The organism is Bartonella jaculi, from assembly GCF_039543045.1.
Lineage (GTDB): Bacteria > Pseudomonadota > Alphaproteobacteria > Rhizobiales > Rhizobiaceae > Bartonella > Bartonella jaculi.
In genome coordinates this window covers 68,308-80,574 of sequence record NZ_BAABIZ010000006.1, presented here as the reverse complement: position 1 = coordinate 80,574, position 12,267 = coordinate 68,308, and the positions used below count along the sequence as shown (strand labels likewise).

Annotated in this window: 8 protein-coding genes; 4 read left to right on the top strand and 4 right to left on the bottom strand. The window is 38.3% G+C overall.

The genetic code is table 11. The features are described 5' to 3' along the window. The first annotated feature begins 72 nt into the window (after positions 1–72). Positions 73–684, top strand: coding sequence for an invasion associated locus B family protein (locus ABD915_RS04180; RefSeq protein WP_345115574.1), 612 nt, complete (start codon positions 73–75; stop codon positions 682–684). Positions 685–775: 91 nt separating this feature from the next. Here the strand turns inward: ABD915_RS04180 and ABD915_RS04175 are convergent, their stop codons facing one another. Further along, positions 776–3,409, bottom strand: coding sequence for an Rne/Rng family ribonuclease (locus tag ABD915_RS04175; RefSeq protein ID WP_345115571.1), 2,634 nt, complete (start codon positions 3,407–3,409; stop codon positions 776–778). 599 nt (positions 3,410–4,008) lie between these two features. Between ABD915_RS04175 and ABD915_RS04170 the strand changes: the two genes are divergently transcribed. The 3 genes from ABD915_RS04170 (at position 4,009) to prfB (ending at position 9,182) form a co-directional block, all read left to right on the top strand. After that, positions 4,009–5,244, top strand: a complete 1,236-nt coding sequence (locus ABD915_RS04170; protein WP_345115568.1) for an N-acetylmuramoyl-L-alanine amidase — start codon at positions 4,009–4,011, stop codon at positions 5,242–5,244. A gap of 160 nt (positions 5,245–5,404) precedes the next feature. After that, entirely contained in the window at positions 5,405–7,870 is a 2,466-nt protein-coding gene (locus ABD915_RS04165; protein ID WP_345115566.1) for a penicillin-binding protein 1A, read from the top strand. A gap of 183 nt (positions 7,871–8,053) precedes the next feature. After that, positions 8,054–9,182, top strand: a protein-coding gene (prfB, locus tag ABD915_RS04160; protein WP_345115563.1) for a peptide chain release factor 2 whose coding sequence is annotated in 2 segments (ribosomal slippage) — positions 8,054–8,122 and positions 8,124–9,182 — 1,128 coding nt in all. Because the reading frame shifts where the segments join, the coding sequence is not laid out codon by codon here. A gap of 137 nt (positions 9,183–9,319) precedes the next feature. Here prfB and ABD915_RS04155 read toward each other — a convergent pair. The 3 genes from ABD915_RS04155 to ABD915_RS04145 all read right to left on the bottom strand — a co-directional run bounded on the left by ABD915_RS04155 (position 9,320) and on the right by ABD915_RS04145 (position 12,267). Further along, positions 9,320–9,802, bottom strand: a complete 483-nt coding sequence (locus ABD915_RS04155) for a peroxiredoxin (protein ID WP_345115560.1) — start codon at positions 9,800–9,802, stop codon at positions 9,320–9,322. A 243-nt stretch (positions 9,803–10,045) separates the two neighbouring features. After that, positions 10,046–11,299, bottom strand: a complete 1,254-nt coding sequence (gene tyrS / locus ABD915_RS04150) for a tyrosine--tRNA ligase (RefSeq protein ID WP_345115558.1) — start codon at positions 11,297–11,299, stop codon at positions 10,046–10,048. Between the two features lie 287 nt (positions 11,300–11,586). Further along, positions 11,587–12,267, bottom strand: a complete 681-nt coding sequence (locus tag ABD915_RS04145) for an alpha/beta hydrolase (RefSeq protein WP_345115556.1) — start codon at positions 12,265–12,267, stop codon at positions 11,587–11,589.

Below are 12,267 nucleotides of genomic sequence, written 5' to 3'. Positions count from 1 at the left end.
TGATTGAAATTATATTGAATATTCCTCATGTTGGGGGTATTGTAAAAGCGCGTTGAAAGGATTAACTTAATCATGTCGCATAAAAATGTCTATTTTGCTGTTTCAGTATTAGCTGGAGCCGTTTCTCTTTTTCTTACCACCCATATTCCTGCGAATGCACAAACTTTATCTCAAGGTTGGTACAAGGTTTGTAGTAAGCAGCATGATGTTGATATTTGTAATACAATGAACACTGTTGTATCAAATACTGGACAACCTTTGACGGCTTTTAATCTTGTTGAAATAAAAGGGAAACAAAATGAAAGACGTATAGGCATTCAGGTGCCTACAGGTCGTTTTTTGCCAGAAGGGGTTCATATTCAAATTGGAGATGATTTCTCTAAAAAAATTCCTTATATTATTTGTAATGGGCCAAGCTGTATTGCCAATGATGTCTTAGATGATAAGCTCATTGCTGCTATGAAAAGTGGTTCAAAAATGGTTGTAACCACAACTAATTTCCGTGGCTCAGCTAACCCTATTGAATTTTCTCTTAATGGATTTACAGCTGCTTACACCGGTCCTGGTATGGAGGAAAAAGATTTTCAACAAGAACAAATAAAACTGCAACAAGCCATTCAATCAAAGCAAAAGGAGATTGAAGATCGTATGCGGGCTGAGCAAGAAAAAGCTAAGCAACAGTAATAAATACGCGACATAGAAGAGCATTCTTGAAGCATTTTCTATGTTTGCTTAATTTAAACCGCCACAAAGTATATGGCGGTTTTTTTTACGCTTAACTTTTAGAAAGAGTCCTGCGTTTCCACCAACCAACACGCTGAGTTTTAGGAGCCTCGTCAGGCATTGATGATATAACAACAGGTTGGTTGTCTGGCTCTTCAATTTTGGAGGAAGTTGGCTCGACGCTTTTTTCTATTACAGTTTTTTCCTCTGATGATTCTTTTGTTTGCATTGTTTCTTTAGAGGGTGATTTTTTGCGTGTTTTACGTGTGGATTTTTTACCAGTTGGGGGCGTTTTTTCCTCTCCTTTATCAGCAGATTTATCCACTTTTTTTGTTTTAACTTTATGTACCGAGCTGGCTGTAGATTTTTCTTCCAAAGGTTCTGGTGTTTCTACATTCTGACCGTTTTCAAGAATTTGTTTATTTTGCACTGTTTTTGAAGAACGCACTCTACGCTTTTTAGGTTTAGCAACTGTATCAACTTTTACAGCTTCATCTTGTTGTATAGTTTGGTGTTGTGTATCGCTTTTTATTTCTTCAAATTCTACAGGTTCTACAGGCTTAGGCTTAGGAGTTTGAACACGGCGTTGGCGGTGTTCTGCTTTGATTTCTTCTAAGGCCTGCTTCGCAAAATCTCCCACTGGTTCTGCATAAGGAATACGATGTTGATAAAAATTATTATCCTGATTACGGCGACCACCACGACGTCCCCGACGACGTCCCCGACGACGGAAATCATCATTTGTATCGTCTTTTTTATGATCGGTGGAGAGAGAATTGCTATCAATCTCACTTTGACGATTTTTACGTCGACGTTTCTGTTTTTTTTCAACGGGTGTTGTATCTTCGATAGGTTCGCTCTCTATTAAGATTGCATCTTCAATTTCTTCTTTACTGTCATCTTCAAAGATTAATGCAGGTTGAGAAATTGTTTCCGCTATTGTGCCCTTAGAAATAATAAGATGTTGCGTTCCAATGCTATCGTCTGCTTCAATACTAATATTAAGCTTAAAGCGTGCCTCTAGATTAACAAGAATATTGCGTTTATGATTTAATACATAAAGTGCTGTTGTTACGGGTGTGCGCACAGTAATATTATGTTGCGGATTATGAAGTAGATATTCTTCAATTGAGCGCATAACATGTAAAGCAATTGATGATTCAGAACGGATATTTCCTGTTCCAGCGCAATGCGGACAAGGTTGTGTTGTACTTTCTAAAACCGATATACGAATACGTTGACGACTCATTTCCAGAAGGCCGAAATGTGAAATGTGTCCAACTTGAATACGGGCACGATCGTTTTTCAAACAATCTTTCAACTTTTTTTCGACCATCCGAACATTGCGATCTTCAAGCATATCGATGAAATCAATCACAATTAAACCAGCGAGATCACGTAAGCGTAATTGACGTGCTATTTCCTCTGCCGCTTCAAGATTGGTTTGCAATGCTGTTTTTTCGACAGAAAGTTCTTTGGTGGACCGGCCAGAATTTACATCAATAGCCACAAGCGCTTCTGTTTGATTGATAACAAGATAACCACCAGATTTTAAAGAAACTTGGGGGTGTAACATTTTATCAAGTTGAATTTCGATATTATTTCGCGCAAAAATAGGGACAGGATCGCGATAAGGTTGCACAACTTTTGCATGACTTGGCATAAGCATACGCATGAAGTCCTTTGCTTCACGATATCCTTGGTCACCAGAAACAAGAATTTCATTGATATTCTTATTATAAAGATCCCGTATAGAACGTTTTATAAGATTACTTTCTTCATGGACAAGGCAAGGTGCTGTTGATTTGAGTGTCAAAGTGCGAACCGTATCCCATAACCGCGTGAGATATTCATAATCGCGTTTAATCTCAGCTTTTGTTCTATTTGCTCCAGCGGTACGCAGGATAACTCCCATACCCTTAGGAACTGCTAATTCTTTTACAATTTCTTTAAGGCGTTTGCGATCTTGTATATTGGTAATTTTTCGTGAAATACCACCACCGCGTGCTGTATTGGGCATTAAAACCGAATAACGACCTGCTAGGGATAAATACGTTGTGAGTGCGGCGCCTTTATTGCCACGCTCTTCTTTAATGACTTGTACCAACAAAATTTGACGCCGTTTAATCACTTCTTGAATTTTATATTGACGCCCTTGTTTACGCTGATAGGTGGGGAGTTCTTCGCGTGCATCTTCTGCACCAACCATTTCGATTTCTTCGTGAGAAACATCTGTAAATGCTTCTTCTGCATCATCGGTTGTTATTACAGCGGATGTGATATCGTTTTCAACATCCACTGCCATGATGCTATTTTTTTCATTTTTTGTTTTTCTGGAGCGTTTTTTATTTTTATTTGTTTCTTCAATGGGAGTATCTACATGATTTTCTCCCACAGCAGCCTTTTCCTCTTCTTCAAGAAGAGCAAGGCGATCAGCAATAGGAATTTGATAATAATCGGGATGAATTTCAGAAAACGTCAAAAAACCGTGGCGATTACCACCATATTCGACAAAAGCAGCTTGAAGAGATGGTTCCACGCGCGTAATACGTGCTAGATAAATATTGCCCTTGAGCTGCTTTTTATGTTCTGATTCAAAATCAAGTTCTTCAATTTTGTTGCCGTGAACAACAACAACACGTGTTTCCTCTGGGTGGGAGGCATCTATAAGCATTTTGTTTGACATAAGTTAAAATCCTGAAGGCGACATACGCAACTTTATTCAAACAAACAGTATGGCTATTCGTAAACATAAAGGGCTGTCTGCCATAAAAGGGGGGTACCAGCAAAACAGAATGGGGCGCTACGTGTAGATGCATGGTTGCACTTACAGCATTTTTCATTATCATCTCCATCTGTTTTGTATGACTCATAATTTTTGTAAGTCTCCGGCAAAACAATCTCTAAAATAGCTCGGATATCCGAACCAGCGAATCTTAAATAACGCAATCCTAGTTCTCTGACATAAAGATTTTTTATCTATGAAAAGCCTCTATGTGTAACATGCAACAAACCTTCTAAAGACAACTTAATATAGACTACAAATAAATTCAGATGGCCATTATCGTCTAGGAAAGCGTAAGTGTTCTTTTATGTTGATATCATGCTTTTGGCAAGTAACAATATCAATGTATGCCATTATAATGTCTTTATTGCCTTAATTTTGTTTTTTTTTGTTACGCTTGAAAGATTCAGCATTTATTGAAAAATAGAGCATAAATTCGTTGTATTACTTTTATACGATTGAGACGAAATGTTGTTAATGTAGAATAGAGTATTTTACTTATGATAAAAAGGGTTTCGACCAAAAAGCTGAAAGCTGCCTCTTGGAATGTTATTTGGCACTTCACGTATTATTTATTATTGTTATTAGTCGTAGTATTCCCAGCACATATTCAAGCTGCAGATGCCTTAAAACTTGTCAATTTGCGGACCATTGGTGATAATACACGCACACGTATTATTGCGGTCTTTAATGCTGAACCAAATATTCGATTGCAGATTTTGGATAGCCCAGCACGTTTGGTTATTAATTTACCTACAGTTGATTTTTCAGCGCAGAATACGCCTTTTAAGAAACAAAATACATTATCAAGTATGTTATCAGACGTGCGTTACAGTTTCTCTGATATACGGACTTCGCGCATTATTTTGACGAGCAAAATTGCTTTTGTTGTTGAAAAAAGTACGATACAAAAATTAGAGAATGGTTTGTGGCAACTTCTGATTGATATTACTCAAAGCACACAAAAAAAGTTTGATGAGATATTAAAAAACCAACAAAAAGCTATTTCCAATACAAAAACACAGATAAGTTTAACACGTGATTTTCGTGTTGTTCTTGATCCTGGGCATGGAGGGATTGATGGTGGTGCGCGCGGGGGTACTGGAATTTTAGAGAAAGATGTAACACTCGCCTTCGCATATGCATTGCGAGATGAATTAAAAAAAGACCCTCATACCATCGTTACATTGACACGCGATTCTGATGTTTTTTTAAGATTAAGCGAAAGAGTTAAAAAGGCACAAGAATTTGGTGCTGATCTTTTTATATCGATTCATGCGGATACCATTGATGTGCATTCTCTTCGTGGTGCTACAGTCTATACCATATCGGACAAGGCATCTGATGCAATTGCAAAATCCTTAGCTGAAAGTGAAAATAAGGTTGATTTGCTTGACGGTTTACCCGCAGAAGAATCGCTTGAAGTGACAGATATTTTGATCGATCTGGCCCGACGTGAAACGCATACATTTTCGGTTAATTTTGCTAATAGTATTATTGCAAATTTATCAAAGAATAATATCAATTTGATAAATAACCCTCATCGCTATGCTGATTTTCAAGTTTTAAAAGCTCCAGATATACCCTCTGTCTTGATAGAGGTAGGCTATTTATCAAATAAAGAGGATGAAAAATTATTAAATAATCCTCAATGGAGGAAACAAATGGCTGCTTCTATCGCTCATTCTGTTCGTCAATTTGCTGAGTCTAGGCAGAAAATTATACAGCCTCTTTAAATTTGTGGAAAAATAGAGTATCGATATGAGCTTCTAGTATAAATAGTAAAAGATAGAAAACATTTTTTCTTATCTCGATCTAGTGACGATACCCGTCTGGTGCTGATGAGATAACGTACCTTTTCTTTGATCAATTCTGAAGAAAGCGATAACCGTTTCAATGATGATTTTTTTTAGATATCTTCTTAGTTTTGTTGTTGCTGTTGGGCTCTGGGGAGCAATGATACAGGGGGCGATAGCAAAGGAGCAGATGAGTGCACTTCCTGATTATGAAGTTCTTTCGCTCTATGAACCACCTGTGATGACACGCGTCCATGCTGCTGATGGTAGCCTTATGGCGGAATTTGCAACAAAACATCGCCTCTATTTACCCATTCAGTCAATACCAAAGCTTCTTAAAGATGCTTTTATTTCAGCCGAGGATAAAAATTTTTATCACCATTTCGGTTTAGATCCGGAAGGGCTTTCGAGAGCTTTGATCAATAATATCCGTAATATTGGTTCTGGAAAACGTCCAGAAGGGGCGTCAACTATTACACAACAAGTCGCTAAAAACTTTCTTTTAAGTTCTGAGACAACATTAGAGCGAAAATTAAAGGAAGCTATTCTTGCGATGCGTATTGAGAAGACCTATTCGAAAGATCATATTCTCGAGCTTTATCTTAATGAAATTTATCTCGGCCGTGGCACTTATGGTATTGCGGCAGCTTCTTTGACTTATTTCAATAAATCCGTCAATGATCTTACATTAGAACAGTGCGCTTTTTTGGCTGCTCTTCCAAAAGGTCCAGCAAATTATGACCCATTCAAAAATACACAACGCGCTATTAATCGGCGCAATTGGGTTATAGATCGGATGGTTGCAAATGGGTATGTAACGCGTGAACAGGGTGAAAAAGCTAAAGCGGAGCCCCTAGGAGCAGCACTACGCGGTAGTGATAGTTATGTTTTTGCTGCTGATTATTTTACTGAAGAAGTGCGTCGCCGTTTAATGCATCGTTATGGAGCTAAAATACTTTACGAAGGTGGATTATCAATTCGTACAACCCTTGATCCGCATTTGCAACTGCTTGCTCAGCGTGCTTTACGTAATGGGTTAATTAAATTTGATCATACACAAGGATGGCGTGGAGCTTATGAGCACATTGATAAGAAAGATGATTGGGGTATAGAACTTGCAAATATCACAGGGTTAAGCGATGTTCCTGAATGGCGCTTAGCTGTTGTTCTTTCTGCGAACGCTAATAAAGTAGAGATTGGTTTACAGCCACAGCGCGAAGCTTCAGGTTTATTATCAACAAAACGGGAAACAGCTGTTTTATCTGAAGCCGATTCAAAGTGGGCATTACATATTGTAAAAGAAAATGGATATCGAAGAACTGTTCAGAATTTATCTCATGTCCTGCAAGTTGGAGATGTCATTTTTGTTGAAAAAGTATCAAATACAAACAACACTTATCGTTTACAACAAATCCCAAAAGTTGAAGGTGCAGTTGTTGCTATGGAACCTCATACAGGGCGTGTTCTTGCGATGGTGGGAGGGTTCTCTTTTGCTGCATCTGAATTTAATCGTGCAACACAAGCCTATCGTCAACCTGGTTCTGCTTTTAAGCCTTTTGTATATGCAGCAGCACTCGATAATGGATATACACCAGCATCAGTTATTCTAGATGGTCCCATTGAAATTCGTCAATTTAATGGTGAGATTTGGCAACCTAAAAATTATGGTGGTACATTTGCAGGGCCTTCAACGCTGCGTTATGGCATTGAACATTCTCGCAATCTTATGACAATACGACTTGCCTATGATATGGGAATGCCTCTTGTCGCTGAATATGCAGAGCGTTTTGGTATTGTAGATAAATTGCAGCCTTATCTTCCCATGGCTTTAGGAGCTGGCGAAACAACAGTTTTACGAATGGTTACAGCTTATTCAGTTATTGCTAATGGGGGGCGCTCTATTAATCCTTCTTTGATAGATAGAATACAAGATCGTTATGGGAAAACGATTTACCGTCATGATGATCGTATCTGTGAAAATTGTCATGCTCAGGCGTGGAACAATCAAAGTGAGCCAACATTGATTGATGAGCGAGATCAAGTTCTTGATCCTATGACAGCTTATCAGATTACATCAATGATGGAAGGAGTTGTTCAGCGTGGTACAGCTGCACGTTTGCGTTTTCTCAATCGACATATGGCTGCTAAAACAGGAACCACTAATGATTCTAAAGATGTGTGGTTTATGGGGTTCACTCCTGATCTTGTCGTTGGTGTTTTTGTTGGTTACGACCAACCCGCACCGTTAGGGTACAACGGAACAGGAAGTTCATTGGCTGCACCTATTTTTGGTGAATTTATGGCAGAAGCTCTAAAAGGAAAACCCGATGTGCCATTTAAAATGCCAGAGGGGATGGTTTTAATGCCGATTAATCGTAAGACAGGCATGCTTGCGGAAAGAGGGGATCATGATGTCATTATAGAAGCATTTAAGCCAGGAACTGGACCTGCCGATATATATCAGGTAATCGGTAGCACGGATTCTTTTCAAGAAGGTATTCCTTTAGGAACGACCTCTCCACAGGTCAATAAGGCTCTTGAAAGTGGTACTGGTGGGCTGTATTAATCAACGAGAATCTTTTTTAAGATAAATGGCGGAGTGAACTTTTATCTATTTTTTCATAGTGTAGCTAGACTAAAGAGATTGGTGAGGCTGCGTCATCTATTTTTACAATTATTATATTTGTATAAAATGCCCAAAAGCATAACCTAAAAAGAATGTAAAAAATAAAGGCTGTGGTGTTAAATTATGCGAGCAGAAATGGAAACATTAGTTGATGAAATCCAAAAGGCAATTAAGTTGCTAAGGGGGCATCTTTGACTGGGATCAGTCACTAAAACGTCTCGAATATCTCAATCAAAAAGCAGAAGATCCAACTCTTTGGGATAATGCGCAACAAGCGCAAGATATGATGCGTGAGCGTCAGCATCTTGATGATTCAATCAATAATATTCGATCATTTACAAAAACACTTGAAGAGTGCATTGAATTAATCGCGATGGGCGAAGAGGAAAGTGATATGGAAATTATCACTGATGCAGAAAATTCAATACGTAATCTTAAGAATGAGATAGATAAAAAGCAAATTGATGTGCTTCTTTCAGGAGAAGCAGATCCGAATGATACTTATCTAGAAGTTCATGCTGGAGCAGGAGGTACGGAAAGCCAAGATTGGGCTTCTATGCTGTTACGCATGTATACGCGCTGGGCTGAACAGCATAAAATGAAGGTTGAGCTATTAGAAATTCACGATGGAGAAGAAGCAGGGATAAAGTCAGCAACTCTTCTTGTAAAAGGGCATAACGCTTATGGTATGTTGAAAACAGAATCAGGTGTTCATCGTTTGGTACGCATCTCACCATTTGATTCAAATGCGAAGCGTCATACTTCTTTCGCAAGCATTTGGATTTACCCAGTCATTGATGATAATATTGAAGTTGATGTTTCAGAGGCAGATGTTCGTATTGATACATATCGTGCATCAGGGGCTGGAGGGCAACATGTCAATACAACAGATTCTGCTGTTCGCATTACACATATAAAAACAGGTATTGTTGTCCAATGTCAAACAGAGCGTTCTCAACATAAAAATCGCGCAACTGCTTGGTCTATGTTGCGTGCACGGCTTTATGAAGAAGAGCTTAAAAAAAGAGAAGAAGAAACGAGTGCCGTTGAAGCATCTAAAACAGAGATCGGATGGGGGCATCAAATTAGATCTTATGTTCTTCAACCCTATCAGCTTGTCAAAGATTTACGTACAGGCGTCGAAAACACTGATCCGCAATCGGTACTTAATGGCAATTTAGATGCGTTTATAGAGGCAGCACTTGCTCGACGCGTTTACGGAAAAGATCAAGAAATTGAAGATATTGATTGATCACACACAATATTCTTTAAATTGTGCAGATTTATTTTTGGGTTTGTTAATTTCTATACCAAGCTTCATCAGTTGGCAAAATAGAGCCAACTGGAGAGGGCGATTTTGCTTTTTCTAAACGCATTGTATCACTAAGTTTATGACCCATTACGATGTAAAAGTGTGGCAGCAGCTAAAACATTTTCAGCGTGTCCAGATACGCTCACTTTACGCCATTCTTCAGCTATTGTTCCAGTTGAATCAATCAGAAAAGTGCTTCGTTCAACCCCCATATATTTGCGTCCATACATACTTTTTTCAACCCAAACACCATAAGCTTGAAGTGTCGTTTTTTCTTCATCAGAAACAAGGATAATATCAAGTCCATGTTTCATTTTGAATTTATCATGTTTTTCAACATTATCTGGAGATATTCCAATAATAACTACCTCAATTTCATCGAATTTTGTTTTTAAACGTGTAAAATCGAGCGCTTCACTCATGCACCCACTGGTGTCATCTTTAGGATAAAAATATAAAACAACGGATTTTCCTTGAAGGTCAGAAAGACGTAATCTACCTCCACCATCACATGGTAAATCGAAATTAGGAGCAGGGGAGCCTTTCATCTGTTTTATCATTGTTGTGTCTTTCTTTTTTGCGTAAGCATTGTGTATAGGAATACAGAACGATAATAAATCATAGAAACAACACTTCAACTTTCTAGAATTATAATTGTCTCGCATTTATCTGTCATACAGGGTCCCATTATAATATCATAAGGATTGAATTGAGAAAACCAAACTAAGCGTGAGAAACATAAACATTGCGCATCAAATGGATGTAAAAAAATGATAGCATGAGAAAAAAATCATCGATAGATATTATAGCGGTTTCATTAAAACATGTTTTTTCTTACCGAAAGAAAGTTTAATCATTCCTGCTGCGTTGACATCTTTTTCAAGAATAAGCTGCTTTTCGTTCTCAACAATTTGATCATTGACGCGTACACCACCACCTTGAACATGTCGGCGTGCCTCACTATTCGATTTGGCAAGCCCTGCCTGAACAAGAAGAGCCAGCAATCCAGCACCTGTTTTTAATTCTGCAGCATTAATTTCAACAGTTGGAAGATTTACTCCGTGTGTTTTTTCTTCAAAAGTTTTACGGGCGGTTTCTGCTGCTGCATTCGCAAAATCGCGTCCGTGTAACATTGCTGTAATTTCTGTTGCAAGAATTTTTTTTGCTTCGTTAATTTCAGTTCCTTGCAATGTAGAAAGTTTGAGAATCTCATTCATTGGCAATGTTGTATAAAGCTTTAAAAATCGTGTAACATCGGCATCTTCTGTGTTGCGCCAATATTGCCAAAATTGGTAAGGTGAGAGCATATCAGCATTCAGCCATACAGCGCCGTTCAATGATTTACCCATTTTGGCGCCGGAAGACGTTGTCAGCAACGGTGAAGTTAATGCATATAACTGTGCTGTTCCTAAACGATGTCCTAACTCGATTCCGTTAACAATATTGCCCCATTGATCAGAGCCACCCATTTGCATACGGAGACCATAGCGCTTATAAAGTTCAACAAAGTCATAAGCTTGCAGAATCATATAATTAAATTCTAGGAACGATAAAGAATGTTCGCGCTCAAGTCTCAGTCTGACAGAATCAAATGACAACATACGGTTGACGGAAAAATGCTTTCCTACGTCGCGCAAAAATTCCAAATAGTTTAAATCGCACAACCATTCAGCATTATTGACAATGCATGCATCGGTTTCTTTATCACCGAATGTTAAATAGTTAGCAAATACTTTTTTAATTCCAGCGATGTTTGCAGAAATATCATCTTGTGTCAGAAGGCGTCGTGCTTCATCTTTGAAGGAAGGATCACCGATCAATCCTGTTCCTCCACCCATCAAAGCAATGGGGCGATGACCGGTTTTTTGTAACCAATAAAGCATCATAATTTGAAGAAGACTTCCAGCATGTAGACTTGATGCTGTAGGATCAAATCCAATATAGGCGCTTACAGTTTCTTTTGAAAAAAGATCATCTAAACCTTTTTCATCCGAAATTTGGTGGACAAAACCACGTTCGTTCATAATGTGTAAAAAATCAGATTTAAAGGCAAGCACGGATTTTGTTTCCTAAATAATATTGTATTTGTTTATATTGGATGGTTAATGCTCTCTCTACCATAAATGAAGCACATTTCACAAGTGAACGCACACTATCGAGAATAAAAGGCAACAAAGAGATTCTCTAGCTTTTATACTTTAGACGGCTTTCATTGATATGAGCGAACATATTTTCTATTTTTAAAAAGCAGGTAAGATGAAAGAAACTTATAAAAAATACTGAAAAATAAGCTGCATATCTGTTATCAGAATGTTTTTTCCTTTTTTATAAATTTCCAACACTTTTAAGTAAGTGACAATATTTCAGGTGGAGGTGCTAGGAATTCACTTGTAATCTGATTATCCAAATATTGTGCACATCGTTCAATAAGCTCCTGAGTGCACCCGCTAAAAAAGTGGTTAGCACCCTCTAATATTTCCTGTGTAATGGTGATTCCTTTTTGCGTTTTTAATTTATCTACGAGTATTTGAACATCTTTTTGGGGAGCGACCTTATCAATATCACCGTGAATTATAAGCCCAGAGGAAGGACAAGGGGCAAGAAATGAAAAGTCATAAATATTGGGCTGCGGAGCAACGGATATAAAGCCCTCAATTTCAGGTCGGCGCATTAAAAGCTGCATACCAATCCAAGCACCAAATGAATATCCAGCTACCCAGCAATTTTTAGAATCGGGATGCTGTGTTTGCACCCAATCGAGTGCAGCAGCGGCATCTGAAAGTTCTCCTATTCCATAATCAAATTCGCCTTGGCTGCGTCCGATACCACGAAAGTTAAAACGCAATGTAGTAAAACCACGTTGTTGGAACATATAGAAGAGGTCATAAACAATTTTATTGTTCATTGTTCCACCAAATTGGGGATGAGGATGCAAAATAATCGCAATTGGCGCATTTTTTTGTTGTGAAGGTTGATAACGCCCTTCAAGTCGACCTGCGGGACCGTTAAAAATAATTTCTGGCAT

Coding starts and splice junctions, on each gene's coding strand:
- ABD915_RS04180 (WP_345115574.1), top strand. CDS start 73: ATGTCGCATAAAAATGTCTATTTTGCTGTTTCAGTATTAGCTGGAGCC.
- ABD915_RS04155 (WP_345115560.1), bottom strand. CDS start 9,802: ATGATAAAACAGATGAAAGGCTCCCCTGCTCCTAATTTCGATTTACCA.
- ABD915_RS04175 (WP_345115571.1), bottom strand. CDS start 3,409: ATGTCAAACAAAATGCTTATAGATGCCTCCCACCCAGAGGAAACACGT.
- ABD915_RS04145 (WP_345115556.1), bottom strand. CDS start 12,267: ATGCCAGAAATTATTTTTAACGGTCCCGCAGGTCGACTTGAAGGGCGT.
- ABD915_RS04170 (WP_345115568.1), top strand. CDS start 4,009: ATGATAAAAAGGGTTTCGACCAAAAAGCTGAAAGCTGCCTCTTGGAAT.
- ABD915_RS04165 (WP_345115566.1), top strand. CDS start 5,405: ATGATGATTTTTTTTAGATATCTTCTTAGTTTTGTTGTTGCTGTTGGG.